The 24,216-nt window shown below is 31.6% G+C and carries 24 protein-coding genes and 1 pseudogene; 11 read left to right on the top strand and 14 right to left on the bottom strand.

Translation table 11 applies throughout. From position 1 onward, the window contains the following. Position 1: 1 nt before the first annotated feature. Positions 2-763 (top strand): alpha/beta hydrolase, encoded by a 762-nt coding sequence (locus KA867_RS03030; RefSeq protein WP_107384086.1) that lies wholly within the window; start codon positions 2-4, stop codon positions 761-763. A 225-nt stretch (positions 764-988) separates the two neighbouring features. On the opposite strand, the gene KA867_RS03025 is transcribed toward KA867_RS03030, so the two are convergent. From KA867_RS03025 to KA867_RS02985, 9 genes are all read right to left on the bottom strand, one after another. Further along, a complete protein-coding gene (locus tag KA867_RS03025) occupies positions 989-2,029 on the bottom strand; it encodes an acyl-CoA dehydrogenase family protein (protein WP_154409458.1) in 1,041 nt (346 codons plus the stop codon). 13 nt (positions 2,030-2,042) lie between these two features. Then, complete coding sequence (locus KA867_RS03020; RefSeq protein WP_210137017.1) at positions 2,043-2,804, bottom strand: ABC transporter permease; 762 nt, start codon at positions 2,802-2,804, stop codon at positions 2,043-2,045. Positions 2,805-2,809: 5 nt separating this feature from the next. Beyond that, positions 2,810-3,769: an ABC transporter substrate-binding protein gene (locus KA867_RS03015; protein WP_210137016.1), complete on the bottom strand. Its 960-nt coding sequence runs from the start codon at positions 3,767-3,769 to the stop codon at positions 2,810-2,812. Between the two features lie 13 nt (positions 3,770-3,782). Next, positions 3,783-4,523, bottom strand: coding sequence for an ABC transporter ATP-binding protein (locus tag KA867_RS03010; protein WP_107384082.1), 741 nt, complete (start codon positions 4,521-4,523; stop codon positions 3,783-3,785). A 241-nt stretch (positions 4,524-4,764) separates the two neighbouring features. Next, positions 4,765-5,277: a DUF4242 domain-containing protein gene (locus KA867_RS03005; RefSeq protein WP_210137015.1), complete on the bottom strand. Its 513-nt coding sequence runs from the start codon at positions 5,275-5,277 to the stop codon at positions 4,765-4,767. A gap of 321 nt (positions 5,278-5,598) precedes the next feature. Continuing rightward, the gene (lrgB, locus tag KA867_RS03000; protein ID WP_107384789.1) at positions 5,599-6,300 is read right to left on the bottom strand and encodes an antiholin-like protein LrgB; all 702 of its coding nucleotides are present in this window, start codon (positions 6,298-6,300) and stop codon (positions 5,599-5,601) included. Then, on the bottom strand, positions 6,297-6,740 hold the full coding sequence (gene lrgA / locus KA867_RS02995) for an antiholin-like murein hydrolase modulator LrgA (protein ID WP_107384790.1): 444 nt from the start codon (positions 6,738-6,740) through the stop codon (positions 6,297-6,299). The genes lrgB and lrgA overlap by 4 nt, the downstream gene beginning before the upstream one ends. A 120-nt stretch (positions 6,741-6,860) precedes the next feature. Further along, positions 6,861-7,625, bottom strand: coding sequence for a response regulator transcription factor LytR (locus tag KA867_RS02990; RefSeq protein WP_107384791.1), 765 nt, complete (start codon positions 7,623-7,625; stop codon positions 6,861-6,863). Further along, positions 7,622-9,379 (bottom strand): sensor histidine kinase, encoded by a 1,758-nt coding sequence (locus KA867_RS02985; protein ID WP_210137014.1) that lies wholly within the window; start codon positions 9,377-9,379, stop codon positions 7,622-7,624. Before KA867_RS02985 ends, KA867_RS02990 begins: the two co-directional genes overlap by 4 nt. Positions 9,380-9,728: 349 nt before the next feature. Here KA867_RS02985 and KA867_RS02980 point away from each other — a divergent pair. The 6 genes and pseudogenes from KA867_RS02980 (at position 9,729) to pcp (ending at position 16,105) form a co-directional block, all read left to right on the top strand. Next, positions 9,729-11,121: pseudogene (locus KA867_RS02980) on the top strand (MFS transporter). Between the two features lie 231 nt (positions 11,122-11,352). Continuing rightward, positions 11,353-12,948, top strand: coding sequence for a M20/M25/M40 family metallo-hydrolase (locus KA867_RS02975; protein ID WP_210137013.1), 1,596 nt, complete (start codon positions 11,353-11,355; stop codon positions 12,946-12,948). Positions 12,949-13,046: 98 nt separating this feature from the next. Continuing rightward, entirely contained in the window at positions 13,047-13,487 is a 441-nt protein-coding gene (locus KA867_RS02970; protein ID WP_210137012.1) for a DUF805 domain-containing protein, read from the top strand. 306 nt (positions 13,488-13,793) lie between these two features. Beyond that, entirely contained in the window at positions 13,794-14,498 is a 705-nt protein-coding gene (locus KA867_RS02965) for a DUF969 domain-containing protein (RefSeq protein ID WP_107384796.1), read from the top strand. Next, entirely contained in the window at positions 14,491-15,417 is a 927-nt protein-coding gene (locus tag KA867_RS02960; RefSeq protein ID WP_210137011.1) for a DUF979 domain-containing protein, read from the top strand. The genes KA867_RS02965 and KA867_RS02960 overlap by 8 nt, the downstream gene beginning before the upstream one ends. Positions 15,418-15,463: 46 nt before the next feature. Beyond that, positions 15,464-16,105: a pyroglutamyl-peptidase I gene (gene pcp / locus KA867_RS02955; protein WP_210137010.1), complete on the top strand. Its 642-nt coding sequence runs from the start codon at positions 15,464-15,466 to the stop codon at positions 16,103-16,105. A 110-nt stretch (positions 16,106-16,215) separates the two neighbouring features. Here the strand turns inward: pcp and KA867_RS02950 are convergent, their stop codons facing one another. Then, positions 16,216-16,716 carry a GNAT family N-acetyltransferase gene (locus KA867_RS02950; protein WP_107384799.1) on the bottom strand — a complete coding sequence of 167 codons (501 nt, stop codon included), beginning with the start codon at positions 16,714-16,716 and terminating at the stop codon, positions 16,216-16,218. 120 nt (positions 16,717-16,836) lie between these two features. Further along, positions 16,837-17,655, bottom strand: a complete 819-nt coding sequence (gene yidC, locus KA867_RS02945) for a membrane protein insertase YidC (RefSeq protein ID WP_210137009.1) — start codon at positions 17,653-17,655, stop codon at positions 16,837-16,839. A gap of 229 nt (positions 17,656-17,884) precedes the next feature. Between yidC and KA867_RS02940 the strand changes: the two genes are divergently transcribed. Further along, entirely contained in the window at positions 17,885-18,697 is an 813-nt protein-coding gene (locus tag KA867_RS02940) for a metallophosphoesterase (RefSeq protein WP_210137173.1), read from the top strand. Here the strand turns inward: KA867_RS02940 and KA867_RS02935 are convergent, their stop codons facing one another. Continuing rightward, a complete protein-coding gene (locus KA867_RS02935) occupies positions 18,698-19,309 on the bottom strand; it encodes a C39 family peptidase (RefSeq protein ID WP_210137008.1) in 612 nt (203 codons plus the stop codon). Between the two features lie 162 nt (positions 19,310-19,471). Between KA867_RS02935 and KA867_RS02930 the strand changes: the two genes are divergently transcribed. Then, the gene (locus KA867_RS02930; RefSeq protein WP_107384803.1) at positions 19,472-19,942 is read left to right on the top strand and encodes a GyrI-like domain-containing protein; all 471 of its coding nucleotides are present in this window, start codon (positions 19,472-19,474) and stop codon (positions 19,940-19,942) included. 273 nt (positions 19,943-20,215) lie between these two features. Here the strand turns inward: KA867_RS02930 and KA867_RS02925 are convergent, their stop codons facing one another. Then, positions 20,216-21,421, bottom strand: a complete 1,206-nt coding sequence (locus KA867_RS02925; RefSeq protein WP_107384804.1) for a putative multidrug effflux MFS transporter TcaB — start codon at positions 21,419-21,421, stop codon at positions 20,216-20,218. Between the two features lie 260 nt (positions 21,422-21,681). Between KA867_RS02925 and KA867_RS02920 the strand changes: the two genes are divergently transcribed. Continuing rightward, positions 21,682-22,062: a GtrA family protein gene (locus KA867_RS02920; protein ID WP_107504931.1), complete on the top strand. Its 381-nt coding sequence runs from the start codon at positions 21,682-21,684 to the stop codon at positions 22,060-22,062. A 243-nt stretch (positions 22,063-22,305) separates the two neighbouring features. Next, positions 22,306-23,175, top strand: coding sequence for a cation diffusion facilitator family transporter (locus tag KA867_RS02915; RefSeq protein ID WP_107385373.1), 870 nt, complete (start codon positions 22,306-22,308; stop codon positions 23,173-23,175). 365 nt (positions 23,176-23,540) lie between these two features. Here the strand turns inward: KA867_RS02915 and KA867_RS02910 are convergent, their stop codons facing one another. Beyond that, positions 23,541-23,903, bottom strand: coding sequence for an aggregation-promoting factor C-terminal-like domain-containing protein (locus KA867_RS02910; protein ID WP_107505352.1), 363 nt, complete (start codon positions 23,901-23,903; stop codon positions 23,541-23,543). Between the last annotated feature and the right edge of the window lie 313 nt (positions 23,904-24,216).

The raw sequence follows: 24,216 nt of genomic DNA, 5'->3' as shown, positions 1-24,216 counted from the left end.
ATTGGCATTATTATCGATTAATTATAATTCAAAAACAATAGGTATGCATCATCATTTTATGGTGATTCTTCCAGAAGATGAAAGTTATTTCAAAAAAAGTACGCAACCTAAGCCATTAAAAACGCTTTTATTACTACATGGATTATCCAGTGATGAAACTTCATATATGCGTTATACAAGTATCGAGCGCTATGCGAATGAGCATCAACTTGCAGTTATTATGCCTAATGCAGATCACAGTGGTTATAGTAATATGGTTTTTGGTCATAAGTATTATGACTATGTATTAGAAGTACTTGATTATGCGCATCAAATTTTACCTCTGTCACAAAAGAGAGAAGATAATTTTATCGCAGGTCATTCTATGGGTGGTTATGGAACGATTAAGTTTGCATTAGCTGAAGGACATCGATTTGCTAAAGCTTGTCCCTTATCGGCTGTATTTGATGCTCAGGCGTTTATGGATTATGATTGGTACGATTATTCCGGAGAAGCTATTGCAGGCGTCTCTAAAAACGCAACAGATAATGAACTGGATCCGTATTATTTGGTTGATCAGGCTATTCAACAAGATAAAAAGATACCAGATTTATTAATCATGTGTGGTACAGAAGATGCGCTACATGAAGATAATAAAAAATTCATTAAATATCTAGATGAAAAGCAAATTTCATATTGTTTTGAGGATGGACCTGGTGAGCATGATTATGCTTATTGGGACTTTGCCATTAAACGTGTTATGGACTGGTTAGTTAAAGCATAGTATATGGTAAATAACATCTTTAAATAATGAATAAAATCAGAACGATGAAATCAGTTTAAATATAAAAAGGGCTAATCCACTTGATAGGGATTAGCCCTTTTGTACTGTACTAGGTGATTAATTTGTAATATTGTCGTATTTTTGATGTAGTCATTTGTTTTTGAAAAGCATAGATAACTATAATAAATCTGCTGCTTCGATTTTTTGATTTTTCTATATATACGTTTACTGAGCTGTAGTGCGGTATTCTTCCTCTAATTTTCCTAAATGTCTCAATGTAGGTGTAAGTGCTGCAAAAAAGAATCCTTCTTTTAATTTACGTGCTTGTGGTGCACGTGGAGAGTATGCTCTAGAACCACCGTTGACCATTGAAGCTTGGTTTACTTCTAATAATAGATAACCAGCTTCTTTTTTAATTTTGATCAGTTGGGCAAAATCATCGTCCAGATGATTGTTGTCAATAATATGATAAAATGCGCTTTTAAGTTGTTTATATTGTTGTTCATATGCATTGATATCAAATTCTAAATATTTATTGATGCCATTTTGTGCGTCGGAAAATTTATGAATTAAATCTAACGAATCTCTGATTGAGCCGAGTGCTATAGGAATTTGTAAAGCTACAAATTGTGGTCGAATAGCAGAAGCAAAGCTTTTTGCTTCTTTTGTTATAATTTGTGATTCAGGAATCTCTACGTTATTCATTTCAATAGAAAACGTAGCTGACCCATTGACACCTAAGAAATTTGATTTTTCATCTAAAGTAATACCTTCTTGGTTGGCTTTTACAATAAGCATGACTAATTCATCTGTATCATTTGCCTTAGAAATTGCTCCGAAATAATGATCGGACGCAATATTACTTATTGCAGGCAATTTACCATTAATAATTAATGTATTGTCATCATAATGATGTGATAAATTAAATGATTCCAAATCGTTGAAAGATTTCATAGGGTTAGATAAACCTGTTGCTCCTAAAATTTCTCCATTTAACAACTGTTTTTGTAAAGTTTTATTTAAATGTGGTTGATTTGCGTTTTGTAAATATGTTGAAAAAGCTAATTGGCACCATAAACAAAAGCCTGTAGTTAAACAAGATTTTGAGACTTCCTCAATAACTTCTGAGTTGTTTTTTAAGTCATTTTCAGAAAAATAGCCATCTTTAAATAAACCTTGAATAAATGGTCTTGGGTAATAACTTCCCTCGTCAATTTCAATAACATAGGGATCTAATTCTGTTTCAATACGTTTTTGTAAAGTCATATAAATTACTCCTTTATTCTCCAAATCTAATTAAAATTAATTTTTCTAAATAACTAATAATTCTATCTATAATAAATCCAAAGAGTCCAATAAAGAAAATAGCTGATAATACATCTTCTAAATTTAACATATTGCGTGCATCTACGATTAAAAATCCTAGACCAGATTGGGCTCCAATCATTTCACCTGAAACTAAGAAAATCCAACTTGTTCCCACTGCCATGTGAATACCAGCCATAATATGTTTAAATGAAGCGGGGAATAAGATGTTACGGTACAATATCCACCCAGTTAAATTCATATTTGATGCTATTTTTAAGTATTGAGGCTCAACATTTCTAACGCCTTTAATCGTACTAAATACGATCGGAAAAAAAGCAGCGATAAAGATGATAGCCATTGCTGGTAAACTTCCAATGCCAAACCATAAAACGACAAATGGTGACCAAGCAATAGGTGAAATAGGTCGTATAAGTTGAAATAATGGTTCTATTGCAGTGTGCAATAAACTACTGCGTCCTAAAAGAAAACCTGTCGGAACACCAATTAAAATTGCGATACTAAATCCAACGAAGAATCGAAACAAACTGATGCCCAAGTGTGTGAATATTTCCCCGGTAATAATAAAATGCCAAATACTCTGTGCTACTAAGATCGGCCCTGGAAGTAGTATAGGTTTATAATTCCCAACCCAAATGACGCATTGCCAAATAAATAAGAAAAGTATGAATATTAGTATAGGTAAAGTTTGCTTTTTAATTAAATTGACTGACATGCTGCCTATGCCTCCTTATATAGTGTTGGATCAACGAATGATTTATACGATGGTGTTTTAAATAACTGATGTTGGTTAACCAAATGTGTAATTTCTTGATAACCATCTTTTTTAATAGATAAATCTCCATATGATGTCCATTCTGCGGATTGTGTCAATACTTTTTTGTCTTGTTTAAAGTGTTTAGACATAATATCAACGCTTTTTGATTTATCATCCATTTGATATCCAGCTTTTTTATAATCAGCCATAAAACTTTGAGCAACATGTTTTTGATTTTTTATTAGGTCAGTTCTAAGTACTAAAGCACAACAGTATGCATCGGGAATCACTTCATTACCATGTTTTAAAGTTTTTCCACTGCCCAACTTTTCTCCTAATGCGCCGAAAGGTTCAGCCACAGAATATCCAGAGATTCTATGTTCATTAAGTGCAGCTGGCATTTCTGCTGGAGCCATTTCATGATAACTGAATGTTTGATTATTTAAATTTAATTGTTTTCTCATTTCTTCCAATAATAAGTAATGTGTTGAATAACGATGGGGGATAGCAAAACGATATTGACTCCCATTATTAAAGTCATTCACTGTTTCACCTTTTTGTCCCATAATGACATTACCTTCATGATGTCCTAGCGCAACTGCTTTAATATCAGCACCTTTTTGTTTGGATTTCATAGCTAATTCTATCAAAGTTGATGCGCCATCAATCCTTCCGCTATTTAATGCATCCATAAGATCTGGCCAATTATTAAACTTAATTAATTTTAATTTGTAACCATTATGTTTGGCTTGTGCTTTTACTTTTTGAGTCATCATTAAGTTAGCAGAATGTGTAATTGGCAAGTAACCAATTTTTAATGTCTTTTGATCTTGACCATGGTTATTATTCTTCTGAACAGATTGATTACTACATGCACTTAATATAAGGATTATAATTATTGGAAAGATGATTATTTTTTTCAATAGTTACAACTCCTTATATGTAATATTCGGGTTCTGCTTGATGATGATTTAATGCGAATTTTTCCATAATGTTATTTCTTAATGTTAATAAATAACTATCATTTCTATTTCTCGGATGTGATTGTTCAATTGAATATTGGCTTATAATATTACAACCATCTCCGAGTAAGATAATGTGGTCAGAAAGATAAATGGCTTCATCGATGTCATGCGTAACTAGAATTATCGTAGCTGTAGAACGTTTTTGGAGTTGTACAAGTTGATCTTGTAATTTATAACGTGTAAAAGCATCAAGTGCGCCTAATGGTTCATCCATCAATATGACTTTTGGTTGATGTACCTGGGCACGACAAAGTGCCACACGTTGTTTCATTCCTCCAGATAATTGCTCAGGAAATGTCTTCCCTTTATGATCTAAATCAACATATTTTAAATAATTATTGATTTCATCATCACTAATTTCATGATTTAATCCTAAACGAATATTGTCATTTATATTTTTCCAAGGTAGTAAATTATGATGTTGAAAAATCATTAAACAATCAGGTGATGGATTTTGCTTTAATTGATCTTCAATTGTAACAGTGCCTGATGAAGGTGTTAAAAACCCGCCTATAATGTTCAACATGGTAGACTTACCACAACCACTTTTACCTAGAAAAGTTATTATTTTGCCTTTTTCAATATTTAAATTGAAATCATCGATTACACGATGGTCTCCAAATTGATGTTGGATGTGATTAATGCGAATCATGACAACACCTCTATTATTCCTATCTATTTAGTAAGTTTTTTGATAAAAAAAAGAGCGGTAGAAATCTAAAATGTATCATTTGATTTCATATTGCCGCTCCTTGAATAGTCTTAAGGTGATTTATAAGTTTGATCAAATCGTCAGTTCAAATTGGTATGACTGTTTTCATTGATACTTATAAATAACTTTTGCTAACTAAATCTGCGCAATTATAAATTTTAATTATAAAGAAAAGATTTAGTTATAATTTTTCAATATCGTCAATAGGTGTATCTACAGCTTTTCTTGCACGACGAACGGCATCTTCATCAGGTGCATCATATAAGCAGATACATTTTGACATATCTTCACATACATAAGTACGTTGGAATTGAACTTCAGGTACTTCTTCATAGTGGACAGAATTTTTCTTTTTACGCGCTAAATATTGGTCCATTGTAATACCTTCTGGGATATTCCACGTAACTAGGTAATCAATATGTGCATCGCCTTTTTTAACTTCTTCTAAATCTTTACCTACTAAGCGAACTTCTTTAACTAAATTAATATTGATAGATGCATCTTCAAGAAATTGTTTAGCTTCTGTGTCATTGTTAGCTTCTACAATAAAATAGCCGTGTGTTAAGTCTTCTGTTGCTTGAACTTCAATCAATGTTGGTACTTCACCTGTAGTAAGTTTTGCTGCTTTATCTTCTAAGTCTTTTTTAGACTTTGCGAAATCAAGATTATTTGCTTCGAGTAAATATAATGTCATTTAATAGAACCTCCAATGTTAATAATAAATGTATAATACAATAATTCTTATCAAAATACAAGGATATAAAAGTATATTATTTTAATTTTCTGATAATTGTTTAAAATTTTATTCTATGAATAGGACACTTTACAATGAGTTTGAACGGGTGTGTATATTAAATGTATTAGACACAACTGAAGTGAAATAGTAGGGGGAACGAGTAACTAAGTTTTGTAAAACTAAAAAAACGTCAATTTCTATTATAAATATAGAAATTGACGTTTAACATTTAGCTCGACTTGTTTATGTTTCAAGCGTTTTTAGTTTTGAGCTTAGATATTATAGTAAAACTGTTGCTAAAATTGGTGCGACAACGACTACGATAACACCTACGATTACAAGTGAAATAGAGGCCATTGAAGCTTCTGTCTCACCAAATTCTTGTGCGGATGACACTCCTAATGAATGACCACTTGTACCAAGTGCTAGTCCACGAGCAATAGGGTTTGTAATGTTAAATAACTTAATGAGTTTGGAACCTAAAGCATAGATAATGACACCATTTAAGATAACTGCTAGTGATGTTAATTCTTTGATACCACCAATATCAGCTGATACTGGTAATGCAATGGCAGTTGTAGCACCTTGTGGTAACATAGATGCAATGATTTCATTTGAAAATTGGAAAGCATTTGCAATGAAATAGATAAATACCAACGCAGCTGTTGTTCCAAAAGCAATGCCACCAAGTATCTGTTTCCAATATTTCTTAAGTACATCGCGTCGTTTATATAATGGAATTGCAAAACAGATAGTTGCAGGTTCTAAAAAGAAATTGATAATGTCGCCACCGATTTTATAATTGGCATAGTCTATGCCTGTTAATTTTAGGAAAGCAATACCAAAGACCATGCTGACAAATAATGGGGTGAATAAAAAGAAGCCATTTGTCTTCTTGAATAAAATCGTCGCTATGATAAAAGGTATAATTGATAATAAAATTCCGAAATAAGGTGTGTTAATGCCCAAATGATCTATCATAATTTTTCCTCCGCTAACTGATTAGGTTTTCTTTTCTTAGGTATAAATGATTTCGTAATTAGCATTTGTGAGAAAAATCCTGTGCATAGTAATAACAAGATTGTAGAAATGATAATTAGTAATATAATCAGAATAGGACTCTGACTTAATACGCCTAATGAATTAATAACTGATATACCTGCAGGTACAAATAAGAAACCAATATTATTTGTTAGCGTCGTACCAACTTTTTCAACTTCCCCAAGTTTAACAATCCCTGTACATAATGCAATAAATAATAAGACTAGACCTATCACTGATGCTGGCATAGGAATAGGCATAAAACTTTCGATGATATTTGATAAAAGCATGATGATTGCCAACACTAGTACTTGATGAAAAAAGTTATATGTTTTTGAATGGTTTGGCTGTTTCTCAGCTTGTTTTATGTTTGTTTCCATATTGTATTTCCTCCCGAATTAATCTTGAGTTAATTATAATATGAAAACGGTTACTGATAGTCGTTTTAAAGGTGAATTACGAAACGTATATGCTGAGTTGCATTAATTACGACGTGACACTCAAATTAATCCCATATCTTGCTTGAATGTTTTCATATATGAACGACTAACTTGGAATTTTAATGCATTTGTCATAGTGAGTTGGTAGGTATAGTTAAACCAATGTTCAATTGTTTGTATGTGTACTTTATTAACAAGAGTGGCACGGTGAATTCTCATAAACAAAGGGTTTGCAATTTTTTTCTCGTAATGATTAAGTGGCTCAGTTGTATGATAATTTTCTTGTAAGGTATTGATTGTGGTAATACCGTTATTGACAGAAATAGCAATAATATCTTCTAAATTAATGATATGAATACGCTCATCTACTTCAATAGGTAATACCATTTGTGATGTTGGTGCATTATCTTTTTGTGTGTCATTTGGATGCTGAATCACTTCAGTTGCTTGTTTGTAACTGTCATGATCTAGTGCAATTTCAACTTTGTGAATAGCTTGGGCAATACGTTTTTGTTCGAATGGCTTTAAAATATAATCCGTTGCATCTAGTTCAAATGCTTTAACAGCGAAAGTATCATGCGCTGTAGCAAATATAATATGTGGTGGGTTTTGCATTTTATTAATTTTATTAGCTAAATCTAGTCCACTCTCTTCCATTAAATTAATATCTAAAAAGATTACATCATAATGATCATAAAGTAAGAGTTCTAATGTCTCTGAAACATTTTCTGCTTCATTGATTACCTCAAAGGTACGAATTTCATTTAATAAGTAATGTAGTTCGTTACGCGCTAAAGGTTCATCATCTACAATAATTGCTCTCAATGTTTATCTTCCTCTCTTATATAAAATGGAATTATATAACTCACGTTAGTACCGTCTTTGCTAGAATGAATATGCATTTTAGCCGTAATGCCAAACAAGCCTTCTAATCTGTGGTTTAAATTTTCTAATGCGCTACCTGTGCCTAAATCCGAATAAACACGTGTTTTGCCTATGTTATTAATTTTATCATCCGGGATGCCTGAGCCATTATCTTCAACTGATATATATAATCCATCTTCTGTTTTATAAGCAGTTACGATAATACGATTGTTATATTTACGATTTTTAAAGGCATGTTTGATTGCATTTTCTATAAGTATTTGTATCGCAAATGGTGGAACAAGCGCACCATAACATGAGTCTTCAATATTAAATGAAACATCAAAACGATCTGGATAACGTGCTTGTTCAAGTGATAAATAAGCCTCGACTTGTTGTAATTCCTTCTCAAGTGAAATGGTATTATTCCGTGCACCTTGCAAATTTGAACGGAAAAATTGACTGAGTTGTAACAGTAATTTTCTCGCCTTTTCACTATCAATTCTGACTAAGGCAGAAATTGTGTTGATGGCATTGAAAAAGAAGTGTGGATTTACTTGTGCTTGTAGTGATTTGATTTCAGCATCTCTAACCAAAGCACTTTGTGTTTCAGCTTGTCCTAATTCAAGTTGACTAGAAAAAATCTCTGCAAGACCAGAAGCTAATTGTTTATCGGAATGAGAAACATCATGCTTATTTGTAAAATATAGTTTTAAAGTTCCAACAACATCATTCTTAACGCTTAGTGGAACGACAATGGCTGCTTCGAGTTGGCATTCAGGGTGATTACAACCAATATCTTCCCTTGAATATGCTTCTTTTAAAGTACCTGCTTGAATTGCTTGTTTAGAAAGATTAGTAATGATTTGTTTTTGCGCAACATGATGATCACTCGCCGCACCCACATGCGTTAATATATCTTTTCGATTGGTGATAGCTACTGCCGAAACACGCATAAGATTTAAAATAATGGTAGCTGCTTGTTTGGCAGAATGTTCATTTAATCCTGACCGGAAAAATGGTAATGTTTCATTTGCTAGTTGTAGGACATCATGTGTTTGTATTGCGCGTGTTTCTTCTTCTTGCTTAATTGTTGATAATATAATTGATAAAAAAATTGCAGTTCCGATTGAGTTGATTGAAATCATAGGTAAAGCAATGAGTTTAACTAAAGACCAAGCATGCTCTGTATTATCAGAAAAAATTAAGATACAAATCATTTGAATAACTTCTGTAGTACCGCCAATGATCGTACCTTTAACAATAGTAGGATACTGTCGTGCACGCATTGCTCTATAACCAAAATAACCTGATACTAGTGCGATAAATATAGATGAAATTAGATAGATATAAGCATCTGCACCACCAATATAAACACGGTAAATGCCTGAAATCATTGCTACAAAAATAGCAACGAATGGTCCTCCAATTAAACCTGAAACGCCGATAGTAAGCACGCGCGTATTTGCGAGAGAAGCTTCAGGATCTAAATGATTATAGACACTGCCATTAACGACTTCATTACCGTTAATTTGTATGCCTGTAAAGTTTGAAATCATAGAGAAACATCCGAAGATAATGATGAGTTGCCATTGCGAACTTCGTTTATCTCTTTGGTTCATCATTGTTTTAAAATGATTAATATTCATTAATATATAAGCGATAATAATAATAAGACCTACACGTTCTAGTAATAAAATAAATAAATTTAACATCTCATACACCTTTATAGATAATTTGTCTATCTAGTATAATACATATATTTGATAATGCATTAATTATTCTTTTAGAAAGGATTAGAAATTTTAAAAGGTGTCAATATATTTTGTGGAATAATCAAAAAAAGACACTTAATACACTTTGCGTGCTGTTTTTTAGCAATAAATTGAAGTAAATGTTATTTTTATCTTATTGACTTTTTCAAAAAAATATTTTGAATTTTAAAAAGTCATATTTACTATGTAATCATTATTATAAGGCAAGAGGAAATGTTTTGAAGCTTGAAGCGTTAAATCATTGATAATGATTATAGTTGTTTCACGGGGATTTAGGAGGCAAAATTATATGGAATCAGAACAACCATTTGAAGGAGATAACAGACTTCTTTTAGGTATTTTTTTTAAGCGTAATAACATTTTGGTTGTTTGCTCAATCGCTCGTTAATATCGTTCCCGCATTAGAATCATCTTTCTCAACTAGTTATGGAACAATTAATGTAGCTGTAAGTTTAACCGCACTTTTATGTGGTTTGTTTGTTGTAGGTTCAGGAGGTCTTGCTGATCGGTACGGTAGAGTTAAAATGACTTATATCGGTTTGACTTTAAGCGTTCTCGGATCATTACTTATTATCATCCCGGGATTTGTCCCTTTACTTGTACTTGGGAGAGCAATACAGGGATTATCTGTGGCATGTATCATGCCTTCAACATTAGCAATTATAAATGAATACTATATTGGAAGAAGGCGACAACGCGCGTTAAGTTATTGGTCTATTGGTTCATGGGGTGGTACTGGCATTTGCTCATTCTTTGGTGGTATCATGGCTACATTTGTTGGATGGAGATCTATATTTATTATTTCGATAATGGTAGCTTTAGTGTCTATGTATTTAATAAAACACACACCAGAAACAAAAGCAGTTCAAACTGAGTCATCAAAGCGTGCCAAATTTGATTTTGTAGGGCTAATTATATTAATAGTTGCAATGCTGAGTGTCAATTTAATCATTACACAATCTTCAAATTATGGTTTCTTTTCGCCACTTATTTTGATGTTAATTGTGATATTCATCATTTCAATTATTGTATTTGTATTATTTGAAAACAAAGTTAAAAACCCTTTGATAGATTTTAAACTTTTTAAACACAAAGCATACAGTGGTGCTACAGTTTCAAACTTTTTATTAAATGCTGTAGCAGGGACACTTATTGTTGCGAATACTTATTTTCAATCAGGATTACATTTCACATCGTTTCAATCAGGGATGATGACCATTACTTATTTAATAGCTGTTTTAATCATGATTCGCGTTGGAGAAAAGATTCTTCAGGAGGTAGGTCCTAAAAAACCTATGCTTATTGGTGCAGGACTTAATGCGATAGGTATTCTATTAATCTCTTTCACATTTTTACCAACGCCTGTTTATGTTATCAGTTGTGTGTTAGGTTACTTAATTTATGGTGTAGGCTTAGGTATGTATGCAACACCTTCAACAGATACAGCTGTTACTACTGCGCCGGAAGATAAGGTAGGTGTCGCATCAGGCGTATATAAAATGGCATCTTCACTTGGTAACTCATTTGGAGTAGCAATTTCAGGTACAATATTTTCTATTATGTCTACTAGCGCTAATATTCATGTTGGTGCCATGTATGGACTATGGTTTAATGCTGCACTAGCAATCATTGCATTTATATTTGTATGGATATTAGTTCCGAAAAAACAATTCAACAATTAGTATATAGTAATAAGATTTATGAAATTAATAACAAAATGAAATGCATCCTTAATGCCAGGTTAAATCTCTAGCATTGAAGGGTGCATTTTTAAATTGGTCTATAAGTCATAAACCAGAGGAATAAACGCTAATAGTATGAGTAAGTTAGTACGGAATATATAGTGATATTATTGGTTATCATTAGAAAATCATATTATAATTTAGTAAACGCTTACAAGGAGGTTTGGATTGATGCAAACTTTATGGCAAAATGAACAAAACCGTTTAGCTTTACTAAAACAACTTGTAAATCACCAAACAATTACGAATACACAGGGAGAAAAAACATTTCCGAATCTGGTAAAGCAACTGTTATTACAGCTTGATTATTTTAAGACTAACCCTAAGCAAATACAAAAAATATTGACGGATGATGATAAAGAAGCACTAATAGCCTTTTATCATGGTTCTCAATCAGGTAAAACCATTGTACTCGTAAGTCATTATGATACAGTTGGCATATCAGAATTTGGTTTAGCTCATGATTTAGCTTGTAATCCTGACAAATTAGAACAATACTTTTTAGAAAATCAAAACTATTTGGATGAAGGCGCAGTGCAAGACCTACACAGTGGAGACTATTTATTTGGTCGAGGCATCATGGATATGAAAGCAGGTCTCATGCTACATATGTCTTTAATTGAATTAGCATCGATTGAGCAATGGGATATTAATCTTATTTTAGTTACGGTTCCAGACGAGGAAGTAAATTCTTCTGGTATGAGAAAAGCAGTAGAAAAATTAGCGGAATTAAATGCTACTTACGATTTGGATATACAATTACATTTGAATAGTGAACCTACTTTTCAGCAAGCTGCATCGGATGAAAAACATTATATATACTCTGGCTCAATTGGTAAAATCATGCCAGCAGTACTGTGTTATGGAAAAGAAACACATGTTGGCCAACCTCTTGAAGGGATGAGTGCTAACTTTATGATGAGCTATATTACACAAGCAGTAGAGTATAATACACAGTTAAAAGAGTATTTTGAAAATGAATCCACTCCAGTACCTGTTACATTAATGATGAAAGATATTAAAGATACATATGATGTACAAACGCTATTTAAAACTATAGGATTATTTAATTTCTTTTTATTCAATAAAACGCCTAAAGATGTTTTTAGAGAATTTATAAATACAGTCATCACTGCTGTTGATCGTTGTGAATCAGATTGGTTGTCTGTATTAGAGGCAGAGGATTACCAATTTGATAAAAAAATTAATGTTTTGACATATGAGCAACTTAAGCAATACGCCATCAAAAAATATGGTGAGAAAACAATAGTTAATATTATAGATCAAACATTACAAGAAACGCCAGAGTTGCATTTGCAGAATATTCATATTGCCGATAAGTTGATGCAAATATGTAAAAATATTGCTCCTGCTGTAGTGACATTTTTTGCCTCACCTTATTATCCTGCTGTCAATGCTTCATATGACAAACGCGTAGCATCAACTATATCATTAGTGAAACATACATTAAACGAGCAATTTCAACGTAGCAGTGAACAAGTTCATTATTTTAATGGTATCAGTGATACAAGTTATCTAAAGTTTGATGGGGATATGGAACAGATGGCTATATATGAACAAAATACACCTAATTACAATCGAACTTATGTCATTCCTTTTAAGTCAATAAAAACCATCAGTGCACCTACATTGTTGATAGGGCCAATCGGTAAAGACGCACATAAATTGAGTGAGCGATTGCATAAGCAGAGCGCATTAATAGAATTGCCTGTAGTACTAGAAAAAGTTGTTAAATCATATATTTAAAGTAGATAAATAGTTACTACTTGTTAGAGGGTGAGTTATTACGCTATTATGAATTATAAATGTTAAAATAACCTTAATTGAAAAATGGAGTGTCAAATATGATAGAGGCGTACAAAGAATTTTGGAAAAAATATATAGATTTTCAAAGTCAATCTAATAGATTAGAGTTCTGGACACCAGTACTGATTCATATTGTTAGTATATTTATAGTAGCTATTATTGGTGTTATTGCTTTTATTTCAGGTGCTTTTATTGTTGCTACAATTTTGTCAGTATTGGTTGGGATTTTTGTGTTGGCGATGATTATACCAATGTTTGCTGTAACTTTGCGACGGTTTTATGATGCAGGAAGAAGAAGAACTTCTGCCATTATTCTTATTGCTGTGTCCATTATTGTAAACATTTCATTTGATATGATTCAAATCAATAGTATCGCTATTATACTGAATGTGATTGCATGGATTTGTACGATTATACTAATTATTGAAACATTACTACCTTCTCGTAGTGAAGCGGATGCTAACTTAAAATGGTTATAGCATTTTAAATTCGGATGAACAAATGAGAAATAAATATTTATATGTATAATTTATGGTAGTATCCAAAAGTTTAATGTGATAGTGGAGAAATAAGTTGAGGTTGAATACGCTTGTTTTAATAAAATTAAATCAATATAAAACTTGTTTTTTATTGATTATAAGCCGATATCATTGATAGTCTGAAACATTTTTAGATGTTTCAGACTTTTTTTGTTTATTTTAGAAAATTACAAAAAATATTATCTGAAAATTCATTGTATTAAAAAAAGTAAACCTTTAATATAAAAGAAGAAAGAAGGAGATAACATGGAATGGTTGAAATTGATTGGAATTTTAATTATAGTACTTGGCTTTTTATTCAAGATTGATACGATTGCTGTGATTTTAATCGCTGCTGTAGTGACAGGACTTGTATCAGGTTTGAATTTGTACGTTATTCTTGAAACATTAGGAAAAGCTTTTGTCGATAATCGTTTAGTAACACTTTTTATTTTAACATTACCCATGGTGGGGTTAATTGAGCGATTTGGTTTGAAAAAGCAAGCCTCGAATATGATTGGTAAGGTGAATAAAGTTACGAGCGGGCGATTAATGACCATATATTTATTCATTAGAGAGTTAGCAGGTGTTGCTTCAATACGTATTGGCGGACATCCACAGTTTGTGCGTCCATTGATTAATCCAATGGTACAGGGTGCGTTAAGAACACGTTATAATTTGCAAGAACATGAAGTAGACGAAAAAGATATCGAAAAGATTAAAGCGCAGACTTCTGCGATGGAAAATTATGGTAATTTCTTCGGTCAAAATTTGTTTGTAGGGGCAGCAGGTGTATTGCTAATGGTTGGTACGTTTCAATCTTTAGATATTAAGGTGAATGCCATTGATCTTGTATTAGCGTCATTACCTATAGCTGTTATTGTCTTTTTCATTGTGTGGATAAATAATATCAGATTTGATAAATATTTAGATCGGAAATACGGTAAAAAGCAGGTGGATAGACATGAGTGAGCAAACATTAAATCAAATTTTAGAACTATTTTACATATTAATTGGTTTACAATTACTTTATACCGCATATCGCGTGTTAAAAGCATCAACAAATAGCAAAAAATATGGTACAGCTTTATTTTGGATTTTATTAGCCATTTTATTTATTGCGGGGCCATATATTCCCAATGTTATCAACGGTATATTTATCATAGTTATGGGTATACTGACACTTTGTAAACAAGTGGTTATTAAAAATATTATAGATGTTAACGAAGAGCAAGGTAATGATGGTTCACAAAAATATAGGAATAAATTATTTATACCAGCTATTGTTTTAGCTGTAGCGGCGATTATCGTTTCTAACTGGACGCCACTAGGTGGGGCAATAGGTTTAGGTGTTTCTTCGATATTAGGCTTACTTGCCGCATATATCGTCATTAAGCCAAATGGTAAATATATACTTTACGACAGCGACCGTCTAACACAACAAATTGGAACAGTTGGTATATTGCCACAATTTCTTGCTGCGCTAGGTGTACTTTTTACAGTAAGTGGTGTGGGTGACGTCATTTCGAAAGGCATATCTTCTTTTTTACCAGAGGGCAATCATCTTATAGGTGCAGCTGCATATGTCATTGGCATGGTACTTTTTACAATGTTAATGGGTAATGCATTTGCTGCATTTACAGTTATCACAGCGAGTATCGGTATCCCATTTGTTATCGCTCAAGGTGGGGACCCTGTTATAGCTGGTGCGCTTGCTATGACTGGTGGATTTTGTGGTACGTTATTGACACCTATGGCAGCTAATTTTAATACTTTACCAGTTGCGTTATTAGAAATGAAAAGAGAATTCGGCGTGATCAAAGCCCAAGCGCCAATTGCACTTATATTAATTTTGGTACATATAGGATTAATGTATGTTTGGGCGTTTTAAAGCATAAAAAGTATGTCTTAAATAAAATGAAAAGGGGATGTTAATGATGAAAATTTTAGTAACAGGATTTGATCCTTTTGGTGGAGAGAAGATTAATCCAGCACTGGAAGCCGTTAAATTATTGCCGAATGAAATTGAATCACATCAGATTGTGAAGTTAGAAATACCTACAGTTTTTAATAAAAGCAAAGAAACTATAGTTAATAAATTAAAACAAGAACAGTATGATGTTGTATTAGCAATTGGACAAGCAGGTGGAAGATTTGAATTGACGCCAGAACGTGTTGGCATAAATATTGATGATGCACGTATACCTGATAATGAGGGTAATCAGCCGATAGATGAAGTTATTCAATCATCAGGTGATGCAGCTTATTTTTCAAACTTACCAGTTAAACGCATGACAGAAGCAATTAAGTCTGCAGGTGTACCAGTGAGGTTGTCTAATACAGCAGGTACCTTTGTATGTAATCATATTTTGTATCAACTTGGATTTTTACAAGCAACACAATTTCCAAACATTAAATTTGGTTTTATACATGTGCCTTTTATTCCGCAACAAGTAACAGATAAACCTGAAAAACCATCTATGTCTATTCAAACTATTGCAGAAGGTTTGGAAGCTGCGCTCAAAGCGATTATAGAATCAGATGAGGACATCAAAATTGCTTTAGGTGAAACACATTAAGTTACTTATAGAATAGTGCATTGAAATGAAAAAGCAGTGACATGCTATGATGATAGCTGGTATCACTGCTTTTTTAGCGCATAAAACTGTGCTTATGTTTCATTGGTTTTTTAATAATCATGCTCATTTCTTGAATAATTCATACGAACTTCATAATAAGTTTTTCCGAAATAAGTAGCTTGTTTATCATTGCTCATTTTAAATCCAATTTGTTCATAAAAATGGATTGCATTTTTATTTTCTTCGACTACCCATAGGGTTACATTATCAGGATAAGATAATTCCAAAGCGCGCTGTGTAAGTGCATAACCAATCATATGACGCTGATAATCTTCCAGTAAATAAAGTGCGAATATTTCGCTCCAGTCGTCAGAAGAAGATGAGGACTCTGTTTTACCATAAGATATGAAACCTACTACTTCGTTTTCAACAAGCGCAACTAATGTTGGAACATCGTGTAAATAAGACTTCCTGATAAACTGCACTTTGTCTAGGTTTTCTAAGTAATTATTTTTTGATAAATGATCATAAGTTTCTAACCAACTTTCATAATGGACAAGTGCTTTACCGTATTTATCTGCTTCAGTTAATGTTCTTATCGTAAATTCCATACATCTTCCCCCTTTGTTTATCAAATTGTAAATATTATAGCATCTAATTATGCGTAAAAGAAATTTTTGAATTCAAATCAGGTAAATGAAAGTTTTACAAAATTCAATATAACGACATGACTAATTGTTTAGTTCAGTGTTAGCTTTATCGAGAGAATGCTCTAATTTTAAAGCTTCTTGTTTTGCTTGTTTAGAGTAATATGAATGGGCAAAATGCATTTGTAAAATTAAAAATAACCCACTAAATGTCCAATATAAACCGAGTGCTGCTGCAGAATGTAAGGATATGTAAGTTATAAAAATAGGTGACAATATCATCATTATATAATATGTTTTGCGCTGATTTTTAGGGTAATGCATTGCATTTACAAGAGGTTGTATGAAATAAATAACAGCTGCAATTAATGATATCCATAGATCTGGTTTTGTTAAATTGAACCATAAAAAATGGGGGAATTGATCTATTCCACCACTGCTAGGAAATTTAAGTGTCACGATTAAACCAAATAATATGGGCAATTGTATTAAAATTGGTAAACAACCGATAACACTTTTAATTGGATTAATATCATAACGTTTATAAATAGTCATCAAAGCCTTATTAGCTTCACGATTTTCTTCCTGTGTTTGTGCATCACTTACGCGTTGTTTTATATTATCAATTTGTGGTTGTACTATTTTTTTTTTTTCTCTCATCAAATGCATGTTTTTAACTTGTATTAACATAAACGGCATCAAAATAAGGCGAATCGTCAGTACAATCGTGATGATTGCTAAGCCATAATTATTACCAAATAACTGTCCTAAACCATGCAAAAACATATCAATAGGTTTTACAAATATATAATAAAATAAGCCATTTCTATCCTCTTGTTTTGAATAATCACAAGCAGTTAAAATTAAAGGTAGAAATATTAAAACAATCCATTTTTTATTCATGTATTATTTCTTCCTGCTCGAATTGTGAACAATGTAACTTTAACATATTGCATACAATGTTTAAATATTATTTAATTTGTTTTAAAAAACATTTATATGAAGCGTATACATGCATTAAGACAAATCATTTATTGAGTGATATTTAAATGAATACAAGCTGAACATTTAATGAATAAATTGAAGTTATGTCATAATGAAATTGTTAAAAGAGAAGAGGAAAGTGATAAATATGTTAATAGGCATGATTTCAGATTTACATATCGATAGACATAATAAGCTGACGCCTAAAGATTATGAGCAAGCACTAGTTGCAGTTATTAAGCAACAAAAAATTGAATTATTACTTATTGCCGGTGACGTTTCAAATCATTATAAATTAACGCAATCATTTGTGAAGGAAATCGAGATGCAAACAAAGATAAAAGTACTCTTTATACCAGGAAATCATGACTTTTGGTCAATGGATACTGACGCGACTTCTTCTGAGATTTTAGATACTTATATCGAAATGGATAATTGCTTAATTGATGAACCGTATGTCATAAATGATGAGTGGGCGATTGTAGGTAATACAGGCTGGTATGACTACACTTATGCGCATTCTAAATTCTCTTTAGAACGCATTGCGCGCAGGAAGTATTATGGTGCAACATGGCAAGATAAAGTGAAAATAGATTGGCAGATAGAAGACAAAAAATTGTCAATGATAGCTGCCAAACAGGCGATGAAAGATATTGAAAAAGTAAAAGACAAAAAAATTATATTAATGACACATATCGTGACACATCGTAAATTTGCGGTACCAATGCCACATAGAATATTTGATTATTTTAATGCATTTATAGGTACTTCAGATTTTGATGAAATTTATACGCGATATGATATTAAATATAGTATTATGGGGCATGTTCATTTTCGAAATGCTTTTGAAGAAAATGGAGTGACATATATTTGTCCGTGTCTAGGTTATCAACGAGAGTGGCGTACACCATATATAGAACAGGAAATTAACCATGCGTTACATAAAATAGAAATTAATTAATCACTCTTGAAAATGAATACTCATGCGCCCAGGTGCATTATAACTGTTTTCTAATTTCTGTTTTTTAATTTTTATAATTTGATATTTATTTGGAAAAACAGCAGGTAGAACAATTGATTTTCCTAAATTAGACCATAATGGATCGATATAATAATAATGGTTGTCATCATAACCAATAAGCACTGTAACATGAATATTTGATACTAGTTGATGATGTGTATTATCAATTTTAAATGTTTTGCTAAAAGGTTTTTGTCCTAAAACAGTGTGATAAATGATGACAGGTTGGTCTTTATCAATGATGTCACATAATGCATTTAGTGATTTTCCAGTACTATTAACAATACGTTTATCATACGTTTGTAAATAAGGTACTAAGGCAGTAGGGAAAATTGTTTGATGATGACCCCATTTCACCCATAAGTGATGACCTACATAGCCTTTGTATGGATTATTCGCATGTTTAGGCCAGTGTTTCATGATATGTGTTGCTAGTATATTGTGATTATTGAATTGTAATATCATTGCACTTGCAATGCCTTCGCATCCCATAATCATGGGAATCGGAAATAATTGACTGATTGGTTTAACGGATAATATTTTTTTGTTCATAGGTAGAGACTCCTGTATCAATTAGTAAGAAAGATTAACATTAATTAATACGTTTATTATATATCTATATCAGTTTAAGTACCTACAAAGATGCTTGAATTATAGTTAATATTAGATATAATTTTATGAAATTGGTTATAATGTGCGAAAGGGGTTGAAAACATGGATTATAGAATAGAAACATTATCTGAAAGACCAGTACCAGTTGTAGGGGTAAAAAAGAAATATGCAACTGGACAAAAAGCACAAGAAAATATTTTTAAGTTTTGGATGGAATTTGAAGCAATGGGCTACAAAGATCGCTTGATATCACAAAGCAATCAATATCTAGAGGGGTTATTAGGTGTTTGTTTACCTAAAGAAAATGGTGAAATGCATTATTTAATAGGTGTGACAAGTGATGAACAGCAAAGTGAGTGGGAACAAGTTGATTTAGTAGAGGGTAGATATTTAGTATTTGATGCTAAAGGCCCTGTTCCGGAATCGATTAAACAAGCAATGCAAACTATTCATAGAAATATCTTACATACTTTAGATTATGAATTGCGGAGTGCTCCTTTTTTTGAATTATATAAACCAGGTGAACTACATTCAAACGACTATATCACTGAAATTTGGTTCCCAATAAAATAGTAAAGAATAAATTTTAAAACTAAAATATAAAAAATATCGCTAGTAATGCATAAACGTCCATCTCTATAACAATTCAAATAGGAATGGACGTTTTTTGCGTTTATAGAATTTTATAAATCGATAAGCTGAAGCAACCTAAGATAAAGAAACCTCTAAATGTATGCTTGGACACGCATTTAGAGGCTTCTATATTAGGGGAGAATTCAAGTTCATACACTACTTAATCATTTGTTAGTATTGATAACGGTATGAATTGTATTTTTTAACAGTGATTCATGTTATTCGCTTATTTATAAGAATAGACTTTAACACGATTTCTAACACAATGATTAGTACAGCAGTAATAATCAAAATAATTGTATATGGTAAGATGCTGTATTCACCTTGTAATCCCACTAATGGTGACATGATACCACCAAGTATAAATTGAAATAGACCTAGTAAACTTGAGGCATTGCCACTACCGCCAGTACGAGATTCCATCGCTAATGCAAAACTTAATGGTCCGATACCAGTTACAGGGCATACATTTAAAAAGAATGCGATAACTAATACCCATAATGGTAAATGAAGCATTAATGTCACAATAATTAGCACAACGCCCATTAATTGAATGATTGTTAAAATAATTAGCAAAAAGTATCTATTCATATATGCGACAAGTTTGGCTGTAAGTTGACTCATAATAATAAGACCAATACCGTTAAAGGCAAACAAATAACTAAATTGTTGAGGTGTCATGTCATAAATTTTTTGCGTAATGAACGGTGCCGCAGATGAGAAACTAAATAGCATTACGTAAGTTAAACCTTGTAAAATCATTGGAATAATAAATGCAGGTCTTTTTAATAAATGAGCAAAATCTTTAAAAATAACTTTAAAATTGAGTTTAGCTCGATTTGGTGTATGCGTTTCTTCTAAATAGCGGATTGATAAAAATAAAATAATAACACTTACGATTGTCAAAATTACAAATATTGCTTTCCAATTAGATATCGTTAATGCATAGCCGCCTATGATTGGTGCAATAATGGTAATGATTCCGTTGATTACGAGTAAAGATGCTAGTCCTTTAGCTAACGCTTTACCTTCATGTTGATCTCCCATAGTAGCTTTAGCAATTACTATAGCACCTCCGCCAGTTAAACCTTGAACTAGACGCAAAGTGAGTAATATACTCATGGAAGCAGTGAAAACCGCCAGTAAAGAAGCTAGTGCATAGATTGAAATGATAAATAACGCCACTTTTTTGCGTCCATATGCGTCTGACAAAGGACCGAAAATAAATTGACCAATAGCAAGACCAATCATTGCAAACGATAAAGTAAGCTGTGATTCAGATACAGATGTATTAAAGTCATGTTGCACATTGGGTAATGATGGCACATACATATCTATGGTTAAAGGGCCAAATGTAGTCATGATACCCAACACAATAATGACCATAGTTGGTAGTTGGCGGTTTGAAATCTTGTCCATGTGTGAAACTCCTTTAAAATTCTCTCTAATGTTTAATTATAAACATGTTATCTCGTTTTGTAATTACAAATGAAACTAATATGTTAATTACCATGTATTTTAGAAAAATAGAGCAATTAAATTTAGCTACTTTTAATTATTTATATAATACAAAACATACATATATATGATAAAGTATTATACTAGATATAGCGCATTAATTATATGTTTTTTGATAGTAATCATATAAAATTATATGGGATTTTACTAAGGAGTAAAAAATGAATTTAACTAAAACACACTATGAAGTGATTAAATTTGTGATTGTAGGCGGTATGAATACTTTAAATTATTACATTGTCTATCTTTGTTTATTGAAGTTATTAGAAGTGAATTATTTAGTTAGTCATATCAGTGGATTTATCATTAGTTTTGTCATTTCTTACTATTTAAATTGTTACTTTGTTTATAAAGTGACACCAACTTGGCGTAAATTCTTAAAGTTTCCATTAACTCAAGTTGTCAATATGGGCATGCAAACGTTATTATTGTATATTTTTGTACAATGGTTTGGTATATCATCTGTGATAGCACCTTTTGCAGGGCTTATCATTACAATACCTATAACATTTGTCCTTTCTAAATATATCCTAAGAGATTAGTAAAATTTTTAATAAACCCACATTTTAAATATATTTATTTTATGAGAGCAAGTTTCAGAATCAAAAATATGATTTGATTCAAACTTGGTCTCTTATTTTTGCTCAATTTTATAATTAATATTAGGATTGGCTAAAAAAATAATTAGTTTATTTATATTAAATAATTTTTGAATAAAAATCGTTGTAAATATGTTTGTGATGAGTCATAATAAGTATTCAATCATACTGAAGGTGGAAAGTAAGATGAGTCAAAAAGAAAAATTGGAAACAGCGCAAAAAGGTGCTTTTTTAAGTTTAATCGTCTACATCATATTATCGGTGACTAAATTTATCGTAGGGTATTTATATAATTCTGCAGCTGTAAAAGCAGATAGTTTAAATAATATGACGGATATTATTGTTTCTTTGGCAGTAATTATTGGTTTGAAAATTTCTATTAAACCTGCAGATCAAAACCATCCATATGGACATTTGAAATCTGAAAATATTTCATCATTACTCGTGTCATTCATTATAATGTTTGTTGGTATTCAAGTCATTATAGAGAATGTTCCTGAATTATTCACAAATGAACATCATACCCCTAATATTATAAATATTTATGTCAGTGTCATCAGTGGTTTGATTATGCTAGTTGTATTTTATATTAATCAAAGCATTGCTAATCGTACGAAAAGTAGTTCATTGAACTCCGCAGCTAAAGATAATTTGTCAGATGCGTTAGTGAGTTTAGGTACTGCAATTGGTTTAATTTTTACACAATTTGGATTTCCAGTAATTGATACGATATTAGCCATTATATTAGGCTTACTCATTATATATACTGGTTTTGGTATCTTTAAAGAATCAATTTTTACATTAAGTGACGGTTTTAATGAGCAAGAATTAGAAGCTTATAAAAATTATGTGTTAGAAATTGAAGATGTAATCGAAGTACAAAATATTAAAGGTCGTTACCACGGAAGTAGTGTTTTTGTAGATGTAACGATTGTAGTAAAATCAGATTTATCTTTGGAAGAAGCACATCACATCTGCGACAAAGTAGAACAACATATGCACAGCAAAGGCATTTCTTCAGTTTATGTACATCCTGAACCACAGTCAATACAATAAGTGCGATGTTGAGAAAGTATATGATTGTGATTATTATCATGGTTTTTATTTATATTAAACTAATAAACTACCAAATGATAACTTGAATTAAGGTATTTAATGAGTATTGATATACAAATATAATATGTTTCAGTTAAAATTTTATTAGCTTATTTTAGAGTAAAAAAGTCCGAGACATTTTTGTCTCGGACTTTTAAAATATAAAGCAAATCAGAAGATGGTTGAAGGGCATATATGTTTTAACTCCTTCAAACCATCTATGTTTAATTTAATAATTTATAGCGAAATAGGTTAGCATCATTTTTAATAAGTGATTTCTAGACTATTTTTAATCATACATTTTGGGTTAATGTATAAAATTAGTCTTACCACCAACCATTTGCAACACGGAATTCGATTGCTGCATCAATTGAGCCATAACGATCTTCAGCGTATTGAATCATACCTTTTGTTTGTTCAGTTACAGATCCAGTACCCCAAGCTTCTTTCGTTTGTCCTAAACCTCTATATCCTAATTCATTTACTGCATCTGGATTTCCACTTGATTCTGGCATTACAATGTTATCCCAAAGCGCTTTTGTACCACCAGCAGCAATAAATTCACTATACACGTCATTGTTTGCTTGAGTAGTTTCTGCAGCATCAGCTGTAGAAGTATTTGAAGTTAAACCAACACCAGCTGTAGCGATTGTTACTGATGCGAATGAAGCTAATAATAATTTTTTCATTTGAAAAATCCTCCTAATAATTGTTTGTTTTAAACAGTTTCAAATTGTATTTGTTAATTAGCATGGATGTTTTTAAAATATTTTTGTTTGTCTATCGTATTGCTCCGTTCATCAACGTTTACAACTATAACATCATTTTTTTATAGGTAGGTTACAGAAAAATAAAAATAAAAAGTCATTTATGAATAAATGAATACAATCATTTCAAAATCAAGTGTAAATTGTTATAATTTTAATGTATGGCATGAGAAATTATAGATAAAGTATTGTCGTAACAGGATTTATATCTGTGTATCACTGTAATATTTTTGTA

This window comes from Staphylococcus sp. GDH8C109P (assembly GCF_017893405.1).
GTDB classification, from domain to species: Bacteria; Bacillota; Bacilli; order Staphylococcales; family Staphylococcaceae; genus Staphylococcus; species Staphylococcus cohnii.
Note: the sequence above shows the minus strand (reverse complement) of the source record. Positions and strands in the feature narration are given on the sequence as shown.